The sequence below is a fragment of the Ramlibacter sp. 2FC genome (assembly GCF_005503345.1).
Lineage (GTDB): Bacteria > Pseudomonadota > Gammaproteobacteria > Burkholderiales > Burkholderiaceae_C > SCMQ01.
This window is the reverse complement of record NZ_SCMM01000013.1, coordinates 17,656-43,134: the sequence shown is the minus strand read 5'-3', so window position 1 is coordinate 43,134 and position 25,479 is coordinate 17,656. Positions and strand designations below refer to the sequence as shown.

The window sequence follows — 25,479 nt, the reverse complement described above, 5'->3', positions numbered from 1 at the left end:
GCCATCGCTAGGTTGCCGCCAACTAGCATGGAATTGAATTTCTGCCGATAACGGACGGTCGCGTTTTGCGCGCGCGCGCCGCGGGAGGTCTCGTGCTCAAGCCAGCCGGGCCGGTGCCGCATGGCTGCGCGAGGCCCGCACCGCCGATGCCGCGCAGAGCATGGTTGCAGCACGGGCACCGCCCGTCGGAGGGCAATATGAATACTTCTGCGCACGGCATTTCTGCATCGCAACGGCCCCGCTTCATCCCTGCCGCGCTGCGTCCCAGCCGGCTGTGGTCCAGACTGAAGGAGAGCTACGCCCAGCGGCAAGAGGCCCAGGCCGCGCCGCCGCTCGCCGGCACGGCGCGGGGCCCGCTGTGGTGGCGCGAAGACGTCCAGGCCGCCGGTCAGCCCGGCGCCAACCAGGGCTTCGGCCTCGAAGCCATCGAGCCCAGGCTGCTGCTCTCGGCCGACATCAGCTACACCTACTCGGCCGGTGACGCCGTGAATTTCGACGATGGCGACCTCACGACCAACCACTACCGCCTCGTCATCGAAGACTCGGGCGGCGCGGACGTTCTGAAGCTGCTGGCCGAGAACGACTCCGAGCTCGCCTCCGGCACGCTGGCCTACGATGGCGTCAACAAGCTCACGTTGACCGGCATCGAGGGCATGGGCGACCGGCTGAGCATCGATTTCAGCGGCATCATTGGCCAGGACGCCGACCGGTACGCGATCCAGGTCCTGATGGACGGCCAGGGCGGCGTGCCCCTGGTCACCTCGGACCAGGTCGAGATCATCGGCGACGGCGGCTACGAGCTGGCCTCGTTCGACCTGCAGGCGCACGAGGAGATCGTCATCACCGGCGACGTGGTCGCGCAGGGCGACATCTCGCTCAAGACCTCGGCCCTGGACGACGAGGGCCTGCCGGAGGTCGACGGCCTGCTCTTCACCGCGGACGCGCTGATCACGATGAGCAGCGCCGGCGCCTGGCTGCAAAGCACGGCGGGCAACATCTCCCTGCTCGCCGAGTCGACCATCACCATCACCAACAGCGACTTCAGCCCGGGCTCGGTCAACATCGCCTTCGCCATCGGCCTGTCCAATGCCGCGGTCAACATCTCGAACGGCGTCATCAACTCCAGCGGCAACCTCAGCATCGAGGCCAAGTCGACCGTCACCTCGACCCTGTCGACGGTACCGGACGACGCCGAGGACGACGACGACCAGGTCGACGCTGCCGTGGCCAGCGCCATCCTGACCAGTTCGCCCGTGGTCACGATCGCCGGCGGCGACCTCGACGCCGGCGGCAACGCGACGATCAAGGCCACCAACACGGTGACTGCGAACACCACGGCCGACGGCCTGACCGGCGACATGGGCGGCACCGTGGCGTTCAACCTGTTCCTGGGCGGCACCTCGGTCAGCGTGAGCGGCGGCACGATAGACGCCGACGCGGTCAGCATCGAGGCCAAGAGCGAGCGCACGTCCACGGCCCTGGCCAAGGCGACGGTGGGCGGCGCGAACGACGGCGCCGGCACCAACAACGAATCGGAAAAGCGCCTGAACGATCCGAACAAGGACGGCAGCAACGCCGACAAGGCCAGCACCGGCGAAGGGGACGTGGGCTTCGCGGCGGCCGTCGCCGTCGCGGTGGTGACCGGCGACACGACGGCCAGCATCACGGGCGGCACGGTCACTGCAACGTCCGGCGACCTGGACCTGACGGCGAGCGGCAAGGTCATGGTGACGACGACTGCCGACGGCTCGACCAAGACCGACGGCGGCACCGCCGTGGGGGCCGCAGTGGCGATCAACGTGGTGACGCCCAACGTGAGCGCCACGCTCGGCGGCACGGCGAATGTCGACGCCACCGGCGATGTCAACGTCAAGGCACTCATCCCCGCCAGCAAGGTGGATGCGACCGCCACCTCCGGTGCCGGCGGCTCCAACCTGGGCGTGGCCGGCGCCCTCGCGCTGAATGTGGCGGTGCTCGACGCCTACGCGACCATCGCCGGCAATGTGCAGGCGAACGGCGCCGACATCCATCTGACGGCCCAGGCCACGACCGATGTCAAGGCGATTGCGAAGGCCAAGGTCGAGGGCGACGGAAGCACGACCGGCGTGGGCGCTTCGGTGGCGATCAACATTGCCGACCACGACACGCAGGCCAAGCTCGGCGACGGCGCCACCTTGAGCGGCGCGGACGAGCTCAGCCTCACGGCCAAGTCCGATCACGGCATACTCACCGAAGCCAAGGCCGGTGCCTCGGGGGGCGACACCAGCGTCGCCCCGGTGGTCGCGATCTCCATCGCCACGGTCGACACGCAGGCCGGCCTGGGCACGGGCGGCCTGCTGACCCTGGGCGGCAACCTGGCGGCCGACGCCCAGCATGTCGGCGAGGTCAGCACGCTCGCCGACGGCACGGCCCAGGGCGCCAGCGTGGCCGTGGGCGCGGCGATCGCCTTCGGCTACAGCAAGGACGACGTGGTGGCCACCACGCTGCGCGACGTCGCGGCCGCGAGCGGCGCCGTGTCCTTCACCTCGAGCTCGACCGGCCAGAACAACACCCGCGCCAAGGCGAGCGCCAGCGGCGCCAGCGACGACGGCGAAGACGCACAAGCCAAGGGCGACGGCAAGCGCACGGCGGGCAACCAGCGCGCATCGAACAGCGGCGCGTCGGGCTCCGGCAGCGCCAGCTCCAGCGAGGGCAAGGCCGAGACGCCGGGCAGCAGCGAGGGCTCGGGCGACGCGGTCGCGGTGGCCGCGGCGATCGCGATCAACATCGTGGACAGCGAGTCGCGCGCCGAGATCGGCGATGGCCGCACGATCACGGCCGGCGGCCTGCTGACACTGCGCGCCAGGAGCAACGTCGACGGCCAGGCGATCGCCGAGGGCACAGCGGTCGACGGCGGCAGCGTCGCGGTCGGCGCTGCGGTGGCGGTGAACACGGTCGACGTCGACAACGAGGCACGGCTGGGCGGCACGGCAACGGCGGATGGCGTGGTCGTCGAGGCGCTGATGGCCGAGCGCCGCGTCGACCTGGAGACCGGAACCATCCCCATTGTCGACACCGCGAAGGAAACCATCTTCCTCGGCGTCGGCCATGGCCTGGGCACGGGCCAGGCCGTCGAATACGACAACGGCGGCGGCGGCTCGATCGGCGGCCTGACGGACGGCACGACCTACTACGTGCGCGACCTCGGCGGCGGCAAGGTCGAGCTCTATGACACCCAGGCGCATGCCGAGGCCACGGGCAGCACCACCGGCCGCGTGAACCTGACGTCCTCCGGCTCGGGCGACAGCCACAAGCTCGACAAGCCGTTTCCGGCCGGCGAGGTCACGTTCGACCCCGACCCGAACTCGCTGCGCGTCGTCGAGGTCGGCGCCCACAGCGGACTGGAAACCGGCGACGAGGTGGTCTACCACAAGGGCGATGGCGCGGCGGTGGGCGGGCTCACCGACGGCAGCAGCTACTACGTGATCAAGCTGGACGACACGCGCATCCAGCTCGCGAGCTCGCGCGAGAATGCGCTCAAGGGCACGGCCATCGCGCTCAGCTCCGACGACGTGGGCGACGACGACTTCTTCACCGAGCTCACCCACACGGTGCGCGCGAGCGCCACCTCGGGTGCGGGCAGCGACGAGGTCGGTGTGGCCGGCTCGGTGGCCGTCAACCGCGGCGAAGTGCTGACCACGGCCCAGCTGGCGGGCGACGTCACGCTGGCCGACGGCAGCGACGGCGGCAGCACCATAGGCGCGCTCTCGGTGAGGGCCCACGCCACCACGCTCAACGACGCGAAGGCGGTGCCCGAAGGCGAAGGCGCCGTGGGGTCGAGCGTCGGGGTCGGCGGTTCGTTCGCGCTCAACCTGGTGTTCCACGACACCGCGGCCGAGATCATGGACGGCGCGGCCATCGGCGGTGCGCCCGCCGGCAGCGTGACGGTGGAGGCGGTGGGCCGCCACACCACGGAAACCGAGGCGCGCAACGGCGCCGGCGGCAGCACGGCGATCGGCGGCGCCGTGGCAGTGGTGATCAGCGAGGCCGACACCAAGGCACGCATAGGCACCAGCGGCACCGACCTCGTGACCGCGGGCGGCGCCAGCGTGACCAGCGAGCACACCCATGTGGTGCTCACCAAGGTCAGCTCGCAGGCCGCGGGCGACAGCGCCTCGGTCGGCGCCTCGGTCGGCGTCAACTACCTGGCCGACACCAACCTGGCCAACATCTCGCGCAACCTCGACGCCAACGGCGGCGGCGTCACGCTGCGCGGCGAGCTCACGCTCGCCAGCACGCTGGACGTGCACGCCAGCGCCTCGGGCGGCGACAACGACGATGGCGACGGCGACAAGGCCGACGCCAAGTCCAGCCAGAGCGCCAACAACACCTCGAGCGCCGGCGGCGGCCGCAACACCCAGTCGGCCTCCACCAACGCCGACAGCGCCAACGACAGCTCGAAGTCCGAGTCGGGCACGGGCAGTGCCGAGGGCGACAACGGCGGCGTCGGCATCGCCGCCTCGGTCGCCGTCAACGTGCTCACCGTGAGCAACGGCGCGACCATCACCAACGGCGCCGACGTGTCGGCCAGCGGCGCGGTGCTGGTCAGCGCCCAGGCCAGCGTCGACGGCAAGGCACAGTCGGACGCGACCTCGGTCAACCTCGGCGGCGACGTCAACATTGCGGCCGCGGTCAGCTTCAACTACGTGACGCTGGCCAACACGGCCAGCGTCGGCGCCGCCTCGGTCGTGGACGGCAACGGCGTCACGGTCGAGGCCGTGACCACGGGCAGCGACCGCAACGACTTCGTCGCCACCGCGTACGCGCTGGGCGGCAACAAGGGTGGCACGGCCGCGGTGGCGGGTGCGATCGCGATCAACGTGGTCGACGTCGACACCAAGGCGCTGGTCAGCGACGGCGCCAGCCTCAAGTCCACCGCCGACGTGACGGTGGCAGCCGAGCACAACATGGGCATGCAGTCCATCGCCGCCGCGGGCGCAGGCTCGGGCGACTTTGCCGTGGGCGCGGCCGTGGCGATCAACATCGTCGGCCTCGGCAGCGGCGGGGCCAACACCCTCGCGAGCATCGGCGACGCCGACGGCGACGACGCCGGCGCCACGGTCCAGGCCAACGGAGCCGTCAACGTCAGCGCCACGCACATGCTGGGCATGACGGGCGTGATCGACCTGCCGACGCCGATCAACGACGCCGGCATAGCCGACCCCAGCTTCAGCATAGGCTCGCTGGCCGTGTCGGCCGCGCTGGGTGCGGGCGGCTCGGCCGTCGCCGGCTCGGCGGGCATCAACGTGTTCAACACCACCACGCAGGCGCGCGTGGAACGCGGCACGGTGCTCGAAGGCTATCTCGGCGGCGACGCCAAGGCCGGCGCGCTGACGGTGACCGCCACCGACACGACGAACTGGAGTTCGGCGGCGGGCAGCGTGGGCATAGGCACCAGCGGCACCGGCATAGGCGCGGGCATCGATCTGGCGATCATCAGCAAGGACACCAAGGCCTATGTGGGCCGCAACGCCGACCTGGACCTGAGCGGCGCCGCCAACCTCACGGCAACCTCCAGCGAAACCCTGGTATCGGTCGCCGCGAATGCAGGCATAGGCAGCTCGGTCGGCATCGCGGGATCGGCCGCCGTGCAGGTGGTCAGTACGCACACCCGTGCTTATGTGGAAAACGCTTCCGGGGCGCTGACGGCCGCGGACATAGACGCCGGTTCGATGGCGCTGCTGGCCTCGAGCAGCTTCAAGACCACCATGGTCGGCGGCGCGGTGGGCGCAGCCGGCTCGGCCGGCATAGGCGCGGCGAACGCCACCCTGGTGCACAACGGCACGACCGAGGCCTACATCGGCGATTACGCCGCGGTCACCACGGCCGGCACGGTCTCGGTCACGGCCGACGCGAGCGAAGACGTGGTCTCGATCGCGGCCGGCATCGGTGTGGCCGGCGCCGTGGGCGTGGCCGGTTCGGCGGCCGTCAACGTGATCAACGAGAACACGACGGCCTATGTGGGCCATGACGCCAGCATCACCATCACCGGCGCTGGCCACGACCTGGAGGTCAGCGCGGACGACGACACCTGGGTGATCTCGGTCGCCGGCTCGCTGGCCGCCAGCGGGGTCGCGGCGGTCGGCGTGGGCGCCGACGTGGGCGTCTATACCAAGCACACCAATGCCTTCATCGACTCTGGCGTGACCGCCACGGTGGACGGCCACATCCTGGTTACCGCCGATTCGAGCGAGAACCTGATCTCGATCTCGGCCGGCGTGGGCGCCGCCATCGCCGGGGTGTCGGCCAATGCCGGCGTGCATGTGTTCGACCTGACCACGCGCGCCTTCATCGGCGACGACCCGGACGACCCCTCGGGCGCCGGCGCCGGCCATGTGCACGCCAAGGGCAGCCTGGTGGTGTCTGCCAACGACTACACCAACATCAACGAGATCGTCGGCGTGCTCAGCGCCGGCATGGTCGGCGTGGGCGCGGCCGCTGGCGTGAACGTGCTGACCAAGCACACCGAGGCCTTCATCGGCGAAGGCGCCAAGGTCACGGGCGACGGCGGCGGCACCGAGGTCTCGGTCAACACCGGGCGCATCAGCACCGGCAGCGACCTGGCCGCGCCGACCTTCGACGCCGGCAACCCGAGCGGCATTGGCATCGAGACCAACAGCGCCGGCACCGCGACCGCGGCAGCCAGCGGCGACCGCAGCGCGCTGCGCGCCTCCGGCCAGGTCAACACGCCCGACCTGGCGTCCATGGACCTGCACAACGACGGCAGCGGCGAAGAGGTGGACAACGACTCGCTCGATGGCCGGCGCACCACCTCGCTGGGCACGGACAACCATTTCCGCGGCGTCGGCGTCTCGGCCACCAACCGCGACGAAATCCGCACCTTCACCTTCAGCCTGGCGGCGGGCATCGTCGGCATCGCGGTCTCGGCCGGCGTCGACGTGGTCAGCGCGACCACCCGGGCCTATGTCGGCGACAGCGCCAAGGTCAACGAGAGCACGGCCGGTGCGAACGGCGCACAGTCGGTCCTGGTCGGCGCCGGAACAGACTTCTTCCACCTCGCGGTGGCGGGCACGCTCGCGGCCGGCGCGCTGGGCGTGGCGCCGGCGGTCGGCGTCAACATCGTCAGCAACACGACCGAGGCCCTGATCGGCGACTCGGCCACCGTGCAGGCGCTGGACGACATCTCGATCCAGGCGACCGCGCGCGAAGACCTGGTCATGATCGGCTTCGGCATCGCGGCCGGCGTGGTCGGCATCGGCGGTGCGGTCGACGTGCTGAGCATAGACAACATGACGACGGCGTCGATCGGCGACTCGACGGTCTTCGCCGGCGGCGACATCTTCGTCTCGGCGCTGGACGAGACAGAGGTGCTCGAGCTGTCGGGCGCGCTCGCCGGCGGCCTGGTCGGCATCGGCGGCTCGGTCGGCGTGATGCTGATCAGCAAGGACACCGAGGCGTCGGTTGACGGCAACGTCGACGCGCTCGGCGGCGGGTCAGACGCCATCGACGGCGTGCTGAACGGAGAGATCGGCTCCGGCGAGCCCTCCACCACCAGCGTGCACGGCCTTGTCGTGCAGGCGGAGTCGAGCGAGGACCTGCTGCACATCGTGGCCGCCGGCGCGGGCGGATTCGTCGGCGTATCAGGTGCGGTGGGACTGACCCTGGTCGAAGCGAACACCGAAGCCGTGGTCTACGGCGACGCGCGGATCAACACGCTGCACCAAGATTCGGCCAGCGGCAACCAGAGCGTCTACGTCAACGCGGCGGACGAGCTCGACATCACCACCTTCATCATCGGCATCGCCGGCGGCTTCGTCGGCGTCTCCGGTGCGGTCGACGTCGGCACGGTCAACAACAATACCAAGGCACTGGTCGAGAGCGGCGCGCAGGCGAGAGCCAAGGACGACATCGAGGTCAACGCGGTCGCGACCAAGGACATCTTGGGCTTCGATGCGAGCGGCTCGGGCGGCTTCGTCGGCGTGGGGGGCGCGGTCAGTGTCTGGTCGATCGGCACCCAGATCCAGAAGGGCACGCAGAACGCGGAAGGCGCCGACACCGGCAGCGCCGTCGACGGCGGCGGCGGCAAGATCGCGGACGAGGACGCGGCCGGGCAGGCCCAGGGCGGCACCGAGTCGGTGACCCAGAGCGGAAGCAACGGCAGCGACGGCGGCGGCATCGACAACTTCGATGGCGACGGCACCGGCAACGCCAACACCAACCAGAATCGCGTCAGCGCGGCGATGCAGTCCTCGGCGGCCAGCGTCGATGCTGCGACCCCGAGCAAGACCGACATCACTACCCGGCTGAACAGCGCGCCGACGCCGCCGGGAACCTCGGCGGTCGTGCAGGCGGGCGCCACCCTCACCTCAGGCGACGCGATCGGGGTCAAGGCGAACGAACTCGACAACATCACCATCGTCTCGGGCCAGTTCGCCGGTGGCGTGGTTGCCGCCGGCGCGTCGGTCGCGATCCTGAGCGTCGCCAACAACGTGGCTGCGCTCGCGGAAGGCACGCTGAGCGCAGGCGGCAACATCACCGTGGAGGCCGTGCTCGACTCGACCATCCACATGACCTCGCTCTCCGGCACGACCGGTTTCGTCGGCATCGGCGGCGCCGTCGCCGTGCTCAACGATTCGAGCCTCGTTCAGGCGAGCATCGGCAACGTGATCAAGGCCGGCAGCGTGACAGTCAGCGCGGTCGACCAGCGCGAGATACATCAGACCACCGCGCAGATGGGTGTGGGCGCCGCCGCGGCGGGTGCCTCCTACGCCCGCGCCGAAGTCACCGGCGGCGCGACCGCTCAGGTGATCGCGGGCGCGCTGATCGGCCAGACCGACAGCGTGGGAAGCCTCTCGGTATGGGCGGACTCGACGGTGGACGTGGACTCCTCGGTGACGGGCCTGAGCGCCGGCGCCGTGGGCATCACGGCCAACTTTGACTTCGTCAACGTGCATCCCACCGTCGAGGCGAAGATCGGGAACAATGCCCAGGTCACGACCACCGGCGCCATCGACATCAACGCCGACTCCCACCACGACGCCGAGGGCGAGGTCCTGGGCGTGGCAGTCAGCCTGGCCGGTGGTGCGGCGCTGAGCTGGAGCGACGTGCGGATCACGCCCATGGTGAGCAGCACCCTGGGCACGAACGCGAGCGCACGCTCGAACACCGCGGGCGCGAACTTCCGGGCCCGCCACAACGCCGGCGCGGGCGACGGCAACCGTTACGCCTACTCGCGTGCAATCGCAGCCAGCGGCTCGGCCGTGGCCTCGGGCGCCGGCGCGCGCGCGCTCGGCATTGACTCCGCCACGGTGACCGCGCAGGGCCTGGCCGGGTCCAGCGTGGCCTCGGCCGGCTCGTCGGGCTTCTGGGCCGAGAACACCGGCCATGCCGAGGGCTATGCCTCGGGCGGCGCCCTGGCCCTCGGCGGCTCCGTGGCCTTCATGAGCTCGACCATGGAGGCCAAGGGCTCGACCAGCGCCAGCTTCGCAGGCAGCGCGACCGACAGCGGTGGCTCGCCGAGCGACTTCAGCGTGTCGGCGATAGCCAACCGCACGGCCAAGGCCGAGGACTTCGTGATCTCGATCGCGGGCGTGTTCGGCGGCTCGGCAGCGGCGGCCAAGGCCGACGCCACGGGCAGCACCACCGCCACCCTGACCGGCGCGTCCAGCGTGGACATCGGCGGCCACCTGGACGTGACGGCCACCTCCACCAACCTCGCGACCGCGATGACCGAGGGCGGTGCCGGCGGCCTGCTCGGCGGCGTGGCCATCTTCCTGTCCGAGTCCTTCGCTGGCGGCAGCACCGAGGCCAAGATGGAAGACGGCGCCGAAGTGCTGGGCGCGGCCAACGTGGCGATCGAGTCGCTCGGTTCGAGCACGGGCGCGTCCAACACCACGGCCGGCACCGGCGGCTTCGTTTCCGCCGGCGGCGTGCAGGCGCTGGTGACGGTGAACCCGACGGTCAAGTCCTCGATCGGCGCCAATGCGACCCTGGACAACGTCACGGGCAGCGTGCGCGTGACCGCGACCTCGGCGCAGGCCGAGGGCGACGCGACCGCCGGCGCCTACGGCGGCGGCGTGGTCCAGATCGGCGTGGCCACCGCGACCGGCACCGTCACGCCGGTGGTCGAGGCCAAGATAGGCACCGGCACCACCATCGAAGCCGTGGGCGACGTGGTCGTCAGCGCCGTCCAGAACTACACGCCCGGCGGCGCGGAGTTCGGCGACACCTTCAACGCCGGCAACACCGGCGACAACGCGACGGACTACGGAAGCGACGTCATCTACTTCTTCGCCCACGGCCTGGCCACCGGCGACACCGTGGTCTACAACGCCAACGGCAACCCGGCCATCGCCACCACCGGCGGCGGCACCCTGGCCGACGGCGGCACGGGCCCCGGCCGCGAGTACAACGTCATCGTGCACGACGACAACACGCTGAGCCTGGGCAACGAGTTCCAGGCCGGCAACATCACCGCGCTGCAGCTCTTCATCCCCGACGGCGGCGTCACCCAGGGCGTGGATGGCAACCGGGACATGATCCGCTTCTCCATCCCGCACAACTTCCAGAACGGCGACGCGGTCCGCTACGACCACGAGGACGGCGACCCCTCGATCGGGATTGCCGAAGGCACCTACTACGTCCATGTGGTGGACGATTTCACGATCAAGCTCTTCACATCGCGGGCGGATGCGCTGAACGACGGCGAAGCCAGCTTCGGCGTGGGCAGCGTGACGGGCGACGACCGCATCGTACTCGCCGGCTTCAACGAGGGCGACCGCGTCACCTACCGCGATCCGGCGCCGGTGACGTTCCGTGCCAACGGCGTCGAGCGCTCGATCGATGGCTCCGGGGCATTCACCGGCTTCAACACGGGCGGAGGAGACGCCAACACCATCTACGTCGGCACCGACCTCAACAACGACGACGTGATCGAAGGCCACAGTTTCAGCACGGGCGACCGGGTGGTGTACCGCACGGATACGCCCGCCTTCGAGATCAACGGCCTGAACGACGGCCAGACCTACTACGTGATCGTGGTCGACGCCTACCGCATCCGCCTGTCGGAAACGCTGGATGGCACCAACCCCGACGACGACGACGGCGGCCCCCACATCGGTATCACGCCGGTGGGCATCTCGGGCAGCGGCACCGACGCCGACAACGACGCGAACCGCGCCCGGCACTGGCTGGTGCGGCCCTCGCTGGGCGTGCTGCAGGACGGCGTGACCTACGAGGTCATCAACAAGGGCGACGGCGGCGACCCCAACGACTTCCAGCTCGCGGTGGTCGGCACCAACGTGGCGCTGGACCTGGACGACAGCGAGCGCAGCGGCCTGTTCAGCCTGTCCAAGGCCGGCATCAACATCGCCGCGGGCTCGTCGAGCGACACCCACAGGCTGATCATCGACATGGCGAGCGGCTCGGGCCAGCACCTGCTGCTCGGCCCCGACGGGGTGTCACTGCGCACCCTGGCACCGCCGCCCGGGGACGGCCTGTCGGCGGTATCGGCGCAGGGCGGCGGTGGCGGCGTCATCGCCGGCGGCGACCCGGACTCCAAGATCATCGTGACCGCCACCGTGACCGCCCAGCTCAACGCCGCCTCGGTCAGCAGCGACGGCGACGTCGAGATCACGGCCGATTCCGACGCCAACATCTCCGCCTACGCCAAGAACACCGGCGGCGGCTTCGTCCAGGCCGGCAATACCGACGCGACCGCGATCTTCGCCTCGGAAACAGCCGCCTCGGTCGGCGGCGGCAGCGTCATCGAGGCCCGCGGCGATTTCGCCCTCGATGCGTTCAACTCGCTCACGGCCAAGTCCCATGCGCGCGCCGAAGGTGGCGGCTTCCTCGCCTTCGCCGATGCCGATTCCGACGTGATCTTCGACGACGGCAGCTACGACGGCACCAACCACAACGGCGGCACCACGGCGACCATAGGCGGCGGCGCCCAGATCCTGGCGCGCGGTGTGCGGGTCCACTCGGGCTACGACGACGTCAACATCAAGGTCACCGCCAGCACCGAGGCCGGCGGCTTCACCGGCACTTCCTCGGCCACCGCCCGGGAAGACGCCGATCTGGACGCCAAGATCGACGTTCAGGGCGGCGGCACCCTGGTGCATGGCCGCGAGGGGGTGGACCTGCGCGTGCTGCTCTCCGGCATCAGCCGCGTGGTCGACGCCGACGCGGTGTTCTACGGGCTCAGCGCGGGCGACCCCGACGAAGTGCGCAAGGGGTTCAACAGCGCCAGCATCAGCACCGGCGACGCGATGACCCTCATCGCCGCGCCGCGCATCACCGGCGACACCAGCCTCGACACCACGGACCTGACGCCCGTGCCCTCGCTCGCGCTGCTGGTCGAGATTGCGAACCCCGACTACACCAACGACGACGGCGACGCCGACAGCCGCAGCATCACCTGGAACTCCGATGTCGTGCTGCAAAGCGGGCCCAGCCCGACCCTGGTGGTCAACTCGGCCGGCCAGGTGGTCAAGGCGGTCAACGTCACGGTCGACGGCGGCAACGGCGTCGGCTACATGACCGGCGGCACCTTCACCGTGGACGACATCGTCAACGACGACCGCGGCCAGGCCCTGTTCAAGTCCAACGGCGGCGACGCCTCGATCTCGGAGACCGCCGCCGGATCGCCGCTGTTCACCTTCCGCGACACCTACCTCGAGGTGAACCTCACCAACGAGTCCGACCACAACATGCGGGTCAGCGACGTCTACGTGATCAACAAGACCGCCGTAACCACCGCGCACGAGGTCTTCATCCGCGTGGCGACAGACTCGGCCTTCCAGCTCGACGTCACGCACGACTTCAAGCCCACGACGATCACGGTGGAGAACACCGAGCTCGGCAGCGCAGACCCCTACATCGAGTTCATCGGCGAGGTCGACAACCCGATCGGCATCACCCTGATCCACAACGTGTCGGGCGACATCTGGTCCTCCGGCGCCGGCGTGGTGCGCACCGACAGCTTCGAGATCGTCGCCGAGCAGGGCAGCGTGGGCTACGACGACAGCCACCGCCTCAAGCTCGAGATCGTCGAGAGCAACGACGGCCCGACCGGGGACAACCGCTTCCGCCGCATCGACGCCGGCACCGACATCTACCTCGAGCAGCGCGGCCTGCAGCGCCGCGCCCTGGCCGGTGGCGAGACCGCCGACAGCGGCTTCGTCACCGACGTGGACCGCCTGAGCGCCGGGCGCGACGTCAATCTGCTGCTGCGCCACGGCACCGACCAGACCACCCCCTCCTCGGTCGACTACCAGATCGAGGTCGACCAGGGCAACGGCGCACCGGGCACCAACATCCCGGGCACCGTGAGCGTCTTGGGCCCCACGCCCTCGGTGGTCGACACGGTGCGCACGCATTTCCGCTCCACCGGCGAGCCGGGCAGCGTGGCCCAGCTGTTCCCGCTCGGCGTGTTCGGCACCGGCAGCGGCGACACCAACGTCACCTATGCCTACGGCGTTGCGGGCGACGCCGACAAGCGCATCATCGCGGGCCGCGACATCGACGTCACGGCGCCGACCAGCGGCGCCCTGGTGCACGTGGAGTCCTTCACCGAGATCCTGGACCTCGGCAACATCGACATCATCTCCAACGGCGACATCACGGTGACCGAGGTGCAGGGCGACCTGCGGGTCGGCCGCATCGCCTCGGTGGGACGCGACGTGTTCCTGAACTCGCCGCGGCGCATCCTAGACGCGATCAGCGGCACGGCCAACACCGGCGATGCCGGCCCTGGCGTGGACGCCGACGTCACCGGCCGCCACATCACCATGACCGCGGGCGACAACGGCATCGGCGGCATGGAGGGCGTGGGCGGCATAGGCACGCGCGACAACTTCCTGGAGGTCAATGTCGACATCCTGCAGGGCGGCGGCGGCATCGTCGGCTCGCTGCAGGCCTACGACACGGCCGCCGGTCTGGGCAACACCTTCGGCATCTACCTGACCGAAGTGAAGCGCGCCGGCGATGTGCTGACGGCGCTGGGCGGCGTCGCCGAGGCGGACGGCAGCAACGCGCTGCAGGTGCACACCGTGCACACGGTCGGCGACGCCTCGCTGGCCACGACCAGCGGCAGCGTGCGCGACGCGCGCGCCAACGGCGTGGGCGATGCCGCGGCCGACGTGATCGCCAACTCGGTCGACATCTTCGCCAACGGCGGTTCGATCGGCGATGTGGCCGGCTTCGGCGCAGCGCATCCCTCGCTGTCCAACGACCTGGACATCGATTCGCAGAAATACGCCACCGGCGATGTCGGCCTGCGCGCCACCGACAGCATCTACCTGACCGAGACCGACTCCGCAGGCGCCCCCGGCGTCACCGTGCCGGCCGTGCAGAACGGGGATCCGCAGGCCCAGGACGTGACCGGCTACGGCCTGCACCTGGTGCTGGCCCAGACCAGCAGCGGCGACATCCGGCTGACGGTGCGCGAAAGCGCCGACCTGGACGAGGACCTGATCCTGAACGTGCAGGGCGGCGTCCGCTTCCTCGAGAATGTGCTCGAGAACGTCGGCGATGCGACCGACTACGAGATCGCCTCCGCCGGCTGGGTCGAGCTGCGCATAGGCGACGACCTGGTCGACGAGCAGGGCCCCGGCCTGCCCACCAGCACCCTGGGCAACTCGGTCGTGCAGGCCGGCGAGTGGATAGACATCTTCCTCGACGACGTCAACCTCGATGCCGGCTTCGGTGCCCATACGACCTTCACGGGCACCTACCGCCCCGGCACACTGGCGGGCAGCGACGCCGCGCACCCCAACATCGTGCGCATCTTCGGCCACACCGACGTCGACCAGATCAGCTTCGACGAGGCCGACCTGGACGGCAAGACCGAGGTCTACGGCAGCGAGGATACGGACGCTGGCGGCGACGACGGCGAAGACCGTTTCGTCGTCAACCGGCTGCTGAGCATGGACGTCGCGGCGGGCCACACGCTCACGCTGGACGGCCAGGCCGACACCGACTACTACACCATCTACACCACGGGCAGCCAGGCCAACGTGGAGGACCGCCGCAACTACGTGCTCAACCTGCTGGACACGGGCGCGCCCACGGACGGCGTGGACGAGGCCTTCGTCTACGGCATCGAATCCAGCCTGAACGGCTACGTTTCCGAAGAACCGGGGGCGGCCAAGCAGCCGGCCGACGACATCTTCCTGCTGCGTGCCGCGCAATACATCCCCTCGCTGCAGCCGGGCGACGGCGGCACGGAAGACGCGGACAATCCGGCGTTCATCGCACTGCTGCACGGCGATCTGACCCTGCACCGCGACCTGGATCCGGACAACGCGCCGACCGAGGTGCAGCGCATCAACTACGACGCCGCGCTCAACGGCCGCATCAATGTCTACGGCCTCTCGGGCAACGACTACTTCGCCTCCGACGACACCAGCGCCATCGTCCAGCTCGATGGCGGTGTCGGCTTCGACACCTTCCAGATCGGCCAGATCTTCGGCTCGCAGCGCGACGGCGACCCTGGCACCCTCGACCCGGTGGAAGCGGCGGCGCCCGAGTTCGGCGGCGAGCTCGCACCCGAGGACATGTTCCCGCGCCTGCTGGCCACCACGCGCGGCTGGCTGAGCCCCGGCACCGGCGCGCCCATGGTGGTCAACGGCGGCACCGGCAACGACGAGTTCATCGTCTACTCAAACCAGGCGGAGCTGCGGCTGGAGGGCGACGACGACAACGACCTGTTCATCGTGCGGGCCTTCGCCCTGGCCGCCGTCGTGGACACCGACGCGAACAGCGACGGCGTACTCGATGCGCTCGACATCGACGACCCCTACGGCATCGACACCAACGGCAATGGTTACGCGGACGCGGGCGACGAGTCGCTCGATCCGCTGCGGCCGTTGATCCTCGACCCGCTGCACCGGCGTGTGGACAACAACGGCGACGGCGTCTTCAACGCCGCCGACGCCCACACCACGACCGACACCAACGGCGACGGCCGCATCGACCTGGGTGACGGCCCCAACCACTGGCAGGACGACAAGATCGTGCTGGACCTGGTCGATGGCAAGTGGGTCGCGCGGCCCATCATCGGCCTGGGCTTCTCGACCGGCCGTCCGCTGGACATCCGCGCCGGTGGCGGAGAGGACGAGGTCCAGTACAACGTCAATGCGCCGGTCTCGGTGGACGGTGGCACGGGCTTCGACAAGCTGGTGATACTCGCGACCGAGTTCGCCGACGACATCGCCATCACGGAAAAGGGCATCTTCGGCGCCGGCCTCAACGTGCGCTACACCACGGTGGAAGTGGTGGAGGTGGACGGCCTGGAAGGCGACGACGAGTTCTTCGTGCAGTCCACCGCCTTCGGCGTCGCCTATCGGGTGATCGGCGGACTGGGCTCGGACGTGATCAACGTGGCCAGCGACGTCACCGAGGACATCGTCACCCGCGAGCTGGAAGGCGCCAGCGGCGCGATCGACCACCTGGTCCGTTCGGAGGACGCCGAGTACGACAGCCTGCCGGTCGACGGCCTCGACTACAACGTGGCAACCGCCACCGAGGGCCTGGTGGTGATCAACGAGAGCGGCAGCGGCACCACCGTCACCGAAGGCGGCGCCTACCTGCTGGCCGGAACCCGGCTGTCCCTGGACAGCTACACCGTGCACCTCTCGCGGCCCCTGCTGGCCGGCGAAGTGGTCTACGTCACCGTCTCCGCCGCGCGTTCGCCGCAGGAGGAAGCCGACGACATCCTGAACAACCCGGCGCCGCTGACCGACGGCGCAGGCGACACCCTGTGGCTTCGCACGGTGCCGCCCGGCGTGGACCCGATGCAGGACTTCCGCCGCCACTACCTGATCGACGGCGTGCTGCACCACGAGCCCTCGCGCGCCGTGGTCCTGCGCTTCGACCAGTTCAACTACAACACGCCACAGACCGTGCACCTGTACGCGGTGGACGACACCCGCTCCGAGGGCGACCGCGTGGTGGTGACACAGCACAGCGTCATCTCCAATGCAGCGGACTACGACGGCGTCGCGGTCCGCAACGTCGAGGTCAAGCTGCGCGACAACGACACGCCCGGCATCTACGTCACCGAGGTCCAGCCCGGCTCCTCCACGGAGGACGGCCGCACGCTGGTGATCGAGGGCACGACCACCACGCAGCTGCGTGATGAGATCCTGGTCGAACTGGCGCGCGCGCCGGACGCCGGCGACCTCATCGTGACCGAGCTGCTGCTGGACCCCGACAGCGCCCAGCAGGTGTTCCTGAGCAACGACCTCGATCCGCGGCTCAAGGTCGTCACCTCCGGCAGCCAGACACGCTACTTCATCGAGTTCGACGACGGCAACTGGGACGATGCGGTGCGCGTGGCCATCCAGGCCTTCGACGACGACGGCCGCGAGGACCCGGGAACGGCGGTCATCAAGTTCGTGCAGCACAAGACCGGCTTCACCTTCGGCAGCTACAGCGCGGCACCGGTGGACGCCGACGGCGACTATGTGTTCCCGAACCTGCGCTCGGGCACCGGCCTGCTCGACATCGAGGTGATCGACAACGAAAGCGCCGGCGTGGTGGCCCTGGAGACCGGCAACAACACCCAGCTGGTGGTGGACAACCTGGACACGGTGCTGGACGAATCGCAGACCGACACCTACCTGATGCGGCTGACCAAGCAGCCGACCGACGATGTCAAGGTGGCGATCCTCACCGACGGCCTGGCCGACGTGGTCAGCGTCAGCGGCGGGGGCTTCACCATCGAGGAGATCGGCGGCTACCAGGCGGCGACCATGTTCAGCGGCACGATCAACATCGCCGGCGCCACCATCACCCGTGGCGAGGGCTCGGACCTGGGCAGCTTCCTGGAGGAAGGCTTCGAGGTCGGCCAGCTGGTGCGGCTCACGCTCACCACCGATGGCGGCATCAGCTTCACCGCCTACGACACCGAGACCGACGGCGTGACGCCGCTGCGCATCGCAGCGCTGAGCGCCAGTACGATCACGCTCTCCGACAGCCTCGCCACTGTGGCCGACGGCGCCTACGAGCTGTCCCGCATCGCCAAGCTGTCCTCGCAGGGCGTCTTTACGGGCGAAGTGGTCTTCACGGTCGGCGTCGACCCGGACTCCGGAGACCCGATCTACCGCATGACCCGCGTCTACGTGGGCGACAACTGGGAACAGGACGGCTGGCTGGCCGACGGCTTCCTCGAGGGGCAGATGATCCGCATCGACAGCGGCGCCAACGCGGGCGACTACAAGATCGCGATCATCCGTGGCGACAACAAGACCAAGGACACCACGATAGAGCTGACGCTCGAGACCCCCATCGTCGCGGCGGGCGCCGCCACGGTCACGGTGACGCGCCTGGCGGCCGTGGTGACCTTCACCGACACCGACTGGTACCAGCAGCGCAGCATCGAGCTGGAAGCCGACCCCTTCTACGAAGTCCCGCTGACGCGCGATGGCGTGAAGGTCTTCCCGGCCTCCACGCACCTGCTGTCCAAGCTGCGCGGCCCGCTGGCCGTCGAGGGCGGCCCGACCAGCGCCGACCGTTCGCTGCAGAACGGCCTGAAGCTGCCCGGCGAAACGGATGCGCCGCTGATCCAGATCGGCCCGCAGCCGCCGGAAGGCCGCGCCATCGACGTGCTCAACATGTTCAACGACGCGAGCGTCGCGGATCTGGGCGGCACGCTGACCTCCACCTCGCTGCAGGGCTTCGGCATGGCCAAGGACCTGGCCTTCGGCAGCAGCTTCTTTGGCGAGCCCGCCACCTTCCCCGGCGGCATCAGCTTCGGCACCATTGCCTTCGTCGACGGCCAGTTCGTCACCGACGGCGCCCGCAGCACGGTGGAGGTGGTCAACTTCCTCGGCGGGGCAGGCAACGACCGCCTGGACATCGAGAGCACGCTGATCCCGGACGTGCCGGTGTCGGCCACCGGCACGATGAGCATCGCCGATGACGCGGGCGAGTTCGTGTTGAGCAAGGCGGGGGTCGACTGGCGTGCCGTCGGCTTCCTGCCAGACCAGATCGTCTCGGTCTACGAGGTCGACCCCGTGACCTTCGCCAAGGGCGCCCTGATCGGCAGCTTCCAGGTGACGGCGATCACCGACGACAACCCGCTCGACACCTTCGACAACACGCGGCTGCACCTGGTGCAGCTGTCGGGCACGGCCCTGACGCTGGGCAACGACCTGATCCGCCTGGAGGCGGCCGACACCCCGGTCACGACCACCGTCGAAGCCAGCTACGCGGGCACGACCGACATCGCCGGCAGCGACCAGAACGAGGCCGGCGGCACCATCACCCGCGCCAGCGGAAGCTGGATCGACGATGGCTTCGAGAAGGGCCAACTTCTGCTGATCGACGGCCTGGCGGGCAACTGGCGCATCACCGGCATCAGCGGCACGGTGCTGACCGTGCGCGGCAACCCGCTGCCCAATGAGACCAGCACGCGCACGCTGTCGGTGGCCGGACTGCACGGAGGCCTGACCGTGGTGCACGGCGGCGGCAACTTCGCCCTGGAGCTCGACCCGCGCATCAACATCGGCGCAGACTTCCTCGAGCGGCGCGACGGCCACGCCTGGGCGGAGGGCGGCTACGCGGTCGGCCAGTTCATCACCATCGAAGGCCTGTCCGGCGTCTGGCAGATCGCGGGCTTCGAGGACGTCGCGCTGGCCGACCTGAACGACGACGTGGCCTCGCACCCATGGGAGGACGCCGGCGTCGGCGGCCGCATGGTGCTGGTGGGCGCAGACATCGCGCCGGTCTCCGACTTGAAGCTGCAGGTGTCTGTGGTCGACCCGTACAAGGCGGAAGCCAGCGGCGCGATGAGCATCGCGACCAGCACCGCGGGCTTCAGCACCATCACCCGCGGCAGCGGCGACTGGCTGGCCGATGGCTTCTACGCAGGCCAGGTGGTCTATGTCTCCGGCCTGGCGGGCGGCTTCACCGTCTCCGGCCTGACGGCCACGACCATGACGCTGCAGAACCTGGCGCTCACGCCGCAGACCGGCACGCTGCAGGTGTTCGGCTACGACCTGCGCGACGCGGGCGTGCGCGCGGCGGGCGAGGTGCGCATGGGCGGCGACCACATCGTGCTCACCGGCGGCGCCGGCCCCGATTCGCCGCTCGTGGTGTATGGCGACACCTCGCAGGACGGCGTGTGGTACAGCGGCTCCAGCTCGAACGTGCTCGGCTACGAGTTCGGCGAGAAGCCCTTCGATGCCTTCACCCACCTGCCCGACGGCGAGAACGAGGACGACGAGTGGGTGTTCCCGCTGGGCGACCCGTTCGATCACGCCGGCAACGACATCATCGACGCCAGCGCGCTGTTCGCCGGCCTCGCGCCGGACAACCTGCCCTCCGTGGGCTTCACGGCCTACGGCGGCGCCGGCAACGACCTGATCTACGGCAGCCAGGCCGGCGACCATCTGGCCGGCGGCTCGGGCGACGACACCATCCTGGGCCTGCGCGGCGTCGACCACATCTATGGCGACTCCGGCGTGAACGTGAACATCCTGACCCGCGCGCTGACCATCAGCACGCAGGACCAGGCGCCGCTGCCGACGCTGGACCCGCTGAACACCAGCTTCCTGGACACCGGCATCACCATCAAGCCCTTCGCATCGCTGGTGCGAGACACCATGGAGGCGGGCCGAGACCTCATCTACGGCGACGGTCCGGGCACGGTGACGACAGGCGGCGCGCCGCAGTATGCCTACGACGACATCATCTTCGGCGACCACGGCTTCGTGCAGCAGAACACGGCCGATCCCAACCTGCCCAACCCGCTGCTGCAGAAGATCCAGACCACGCTGCTGGACTCGGTGCTGCAGATCGGCTCGGCCGACCTGCAGAACGGCAACGACGACGTGATCTTCGGCAACCTGGGCCGCGACATCATCGTCGCGGGCGCCGGCCACGACATGGCGGACGGCGACGAGGCCGACGACCTGGTGTTCGGCGACAACGTGACGGCGCTCACGCGCATGGGCGGCGCCGACGGCAACGTCTTCGACGACACCGAGAGCCTGCGCTTCCAGACCCTGGGCGGCACCCTGCTCTACAGCCGCACCGACCAGCCGGTGCCGGCCGGCTTCGACGCCGTAACCGGTGACAACAGCGGTGTGTTGCTGGTGGACGGGGTAGCGCGGAAGTACCGCGACCCGGACGGCGCGCCCTGGTGGGCCGAGTACACGGTGGACTACGCCGCGCTGCACACCGTGGCCTTCGACCGCGGCCACGCCGGCAAGGGCAGCTTCGGCAACGACTACCTGGCCGGCAGCGAGAACCACGACCTGCTGTTCGGCCAGCTCGGCAACGACGTGATCCAGGGCGACGGCGGCATCGAGGACGCATTCGCCGCGACCTCGCACGCCGGCGCCTCGCGCACGCCCGGCGGCCCGACCGACCCGGTGGGCCCGCTGAGCGTGATCGCCTCCTACGAGGCCGGCACCGACGGCCAGGACTACATCGAGGGTGGCGGCGGCAACGACGTGGTCTTCGGCGGCCTGGGCCAGGACGACATCGTCGGCGGCAGCTCGAGCCTGTTCGGCCTGACCAACACCGGCGTGAACCTTGTCAACGATGCCGAGCTGCACCAGCGCCCCGACGGCGACGACATCATCTTCGGCGGCGCCGGCACCAACACCGCGCGCAACGACATCGGCGATGCCACGATCACCAGCCCCGACGCCAACACGCAGAACCTCATCACCACCACGGCCACCGGCCATGCCGACGACGCCGACGCCATCGTGGGCGACAACGGCAACATCGTGCGCATCGTGGGCACCAACGGCGACGACTTGATCGACAACATCTCGCCCCAGCTCTACCTCACGTTCAACTACGACAATTACGGCCCGGTCAAGATCGTCGTGCGCGGCGTCAGCCACCTCGACTACACGCCGGGCGGCCCGGACTTCCGGCCCGACCTGTTCGGCACGAATGCGGCCGGCTACTACGCGGTGAACGGCCTGGCCTCGCGCATCGACATCGGCGGGCGCGACGAGGTGCATGGCGAAGCCGGCGACGACACCGTCTACCTTGGCGCCGGCCACGACATCGCCTTCGGCGACGGCCAGGACGACGACATCATCGGCGGCTGGGGCAACGACTGGATCTCGGGCGGCACCGGCCAGGACGGCGTGATCGGCGACGACGGCCGCATCTTCACCAGCCGCAACACGGCCGGCGACATCTCTCAGTTCGCCGAGCCGCTCTACGCGATCAGCTACCTGCTCGCCACCGACCCCGATCCCAAGCACCCGCAGGTGATCCACGGCAACGTGATCGACGAGTTCGTCTACACCCCGGGACAGGTGCAGACCGCCGTGCTCAACCCGAACCAGGCGCTGAAGAAGACCGTGGACATCACGCCGTTCAACCTCAGGCCCAATACCGCAGGCGCCGACGACCCGCTGTTCGACGCCAACAGCGTGGACGACGTGATCTTCGGCGGCCTGGGCGACGACTTCCTGCACGGCGGATCGGGCGACGACGCGATGGCCGGCGGCGAAGCCCTGGGCGAGTCCTACATCCAGCTCGACCCGGCCAACGTGGCCAACCCCGGCCTGGTGCGCACCGACTTCTACCGGCCCTGGAACCCGGGCGACATCCTGCATTTCGGCGCCGACACCAACCCCTGGCATGTCAACAACCATGTGGTCAGCCGGCTCGGCGAGTTCCTGCTCTACAACGAGTACGACCCGCGGCGCGAGATCCTGTTCCAAGACAACGGCCAAGTCTGGAGCAGTGGTACCGCACCGACCAAGCAGTTCTTCCTCAACCAGGTGTCCGACGAAGGCGTATCGATCTACGGGGCCACGAGCTTCTCGCCCAACGGCACCCCGCTGACGTTCGCCTTCAAGAACACCGACGGCAACGACGTGATGTTCGGCGACCTGGGCAACGACTGGATGGTCGGTGGCACCGGGCGCGACAACCTCTACGGCGGCTGGGGCAACGACCTCATGAACGCCGACGACGTGCTCACCACCAACGGCGGCCTCAACGACAGCACCGACAGCCACCCGGTCTACGAGGACCGCGTGTTCGGCGGCGCCGGGCTCGACATCCTGATCGGCAACACCGGCGGCGACCGGCTGATCGACTGGGTCGGCGAATGGAACAGCTACATCGTTCCCTTCGCGCCCTTCGGCATCAACACCGTGAGCCGCCAGGTCGAGCCGCAGCTGCCCGAGTTCCTCTACGCGCTCTCGGCCAGCGACGGCGCCGACCCCACGCGCGACAGCGACACCGGCAACAGCGCCCTGCGCAACGGCGAGCCCGACGGCGAGCTGGGCCTGATCGTGCAAAGTGACCATGGCCTGTGGCAGGACCAGACCGGCGGCCCCACCGACCCGCAGCCGGGCAACATCCCGGGCGGCTCGCGCGACGTGCTGCGCTCGGCCGACTTCAACGACGGCAGCACCAGCGGCTTCGCGGTCGACAGCGGCGTGTTCCAGGTGAGCAAGGGGGCGCTCAGCGTCTCGGCCGCCTCGCAGGGCAAAGATGCGGCGGCCGTGCTCTACCTCGACCAGTACCTGCCCGGGTACTACGAGGTCTCGGCATCGGTCAAGGCCGACAAGCCCACGGCCGGCTGGAAGGCCAACGCCTACGTGATCTTCGACTACTTCTCGCCCACCGACTTCAAGTTCGCCGGCATCAACGTGTCGACCAACAAGATCGAGATGGGCCACCGCACGGCCACGGGCTGGGTGGTCGACGTGCAGTCCACCGCCCCGGTGCAGGTCAAGCCCGGCGTGTTCTACCAGGTGCTGGTGGCCGTCAACGGCAGCAACGTGAGCGTGGTGGTCGACAACAAGACCTACTTCAGCCACAGCTTCACGCCGCGCATGATCGACGGCGTCGCCTACGGGCTCAACAAGGGCCTGGTGGGCGTGGGCTCGGACAACTCGCGCGGCGTGTTCGACAACGTGGCGGTGCGCGTGCTGCCGCCGCAGATCACCTTCCAGCACACCGAGCGCTTCGACGCCGGCCCCGGCCCGCTGTTCGATGGCGAGACCAGCGGCAGCTGGACCGTCAGCGCCGGCCGCTACCTCGGCGCGCCGCTGGCCGGCGAGACGCTGGCCGTCAGCCTGATCGACCTGGGCGTGGACGGCCTGCAGGCGGGCTCCATGCTCGACCTGTCGGCGACGCTCAACACCCAGGGTCGCGCGGGCTTCGTGTTCGACCGCTACGGCCCGGACGACTTCAAGTTCGTCGCCATCGACGCCGCGACCGACCAGATCCTGATTGGCCACCGCACGGCGCGCGGCGGCTGGGCCATAGACGCCGTGGTCTCGCGCACCATAAACGCGGGCAGCGACTACACCCTGGCCATCTCGCTCCGCGGCTCCAGCGTCAGCGTCAGCCTGAACGGCCAGCTCGCGCTCAGCCACGGCTTCAACGCGCTCACGGTGGATGGCGGCTTCGGCCTGTTCAGCCAGGGCGGCACCACGGCCTTCGACAACGTGACGCTCAAGACCAACGACCCGGCCTTCGCCAGCGGCACGGCCAGCGCGTCCACCCGCAGCCTGCAGGCCGAGACCGAGGCCGAGCATCCCAAGGGAGCGCGGCTGACCCAGGCCCAGGTGCCCACCCAGGTCCAGCCCCTGCTGGACGAGGCGCTGAGCCGCCTCTCGCTGACCGATGACGCGACGCTGCTGGCCGCGCTGGCCGATGTAGCCATCCGCATCGAAGACCTGCCCGGCCAGGAGCTGGCCAGGTACGAGGACGGCGTGATCGTGATCGACGTCGACGCCGCTGGCCATGGCTGGTACATCGACCATACGCCGGCGGACGACAGCGAGTTCGGCCTGGACGGGGTGGCGGAGCACGGCGCTGCGGCCAGCCGCATGGACCTGCTGTCGGTGCTGGCCCACGAGCTGGGCCATGGCCTGGGCCTGACCCACACCGAGGACGGCTGGATGGACCACAGCCTGTCCCTGGGCAGCCGCACCCTGCCGAGTGCCACGCTCGCACTGCAAGCGGCGCCGCCGACCCGCGAACCGGAGCAGGCCGACGGGCAAGGCTGGGGCGCGCCGGGCTTCGAGGCGCCTGACTTCGACGCGCTGGCCTTCGCCGCCTCGCGCGCGGCCGCGCCGGCCGAGGCCCATTCGCCGCGCATCAACTGGGAGGGCGGCTACACCGACATCGGGCGCCGCCCGGCCGGTGCCGCGAACTCGGTCTGGGTCAAGGACTTCGTGCAGCACATGGGGCAAAGCGAGGCACACCGCAATCCCAACGCCAGCCTGCGCATCCAGATCCCGGTGGCCAGCGAGTCGCGGCCCGCGGCCAGCCGCCCGTAGGCTAGGCGCTGCCTGGCCTCTCCGCCCTGCCCCGCCCGCCCCGCGCGCCGCGGCGGGCGGGTGCTCCAGGCCGGGCCCGCCACGCCCACGCGGCTGTGGCGCTGGCGCCCGGGCCGAGTTTCGCCATTCCTAGGTCATTTCTACGTGCGCCCGCCTTAGCATGATCTCGCAGGGGGAGCGAGGGCGGTCGGCCACGCCA

At 69.7% G+C, this 25,479-nt stretch carries 1 protein-coding gene; it reads left to right on the top strand.

Annotated features, from left to right (window positions below):
• The first annotated feature begins 197 nt into the window (after window positions 1–197).
• Complete coding sequence (locus tag FFS10_RS07955) at window positions 198–25,280, top strand: LEPR-XLL domain-containing protein (RefSeq protein WP_171016002.1); 25,083 nt, start codon at window positions 198–200, stop codon at window positions 25,278–25,280.
• Window positions 25,281–25,479: the final 199 nt, after the last annotated feature.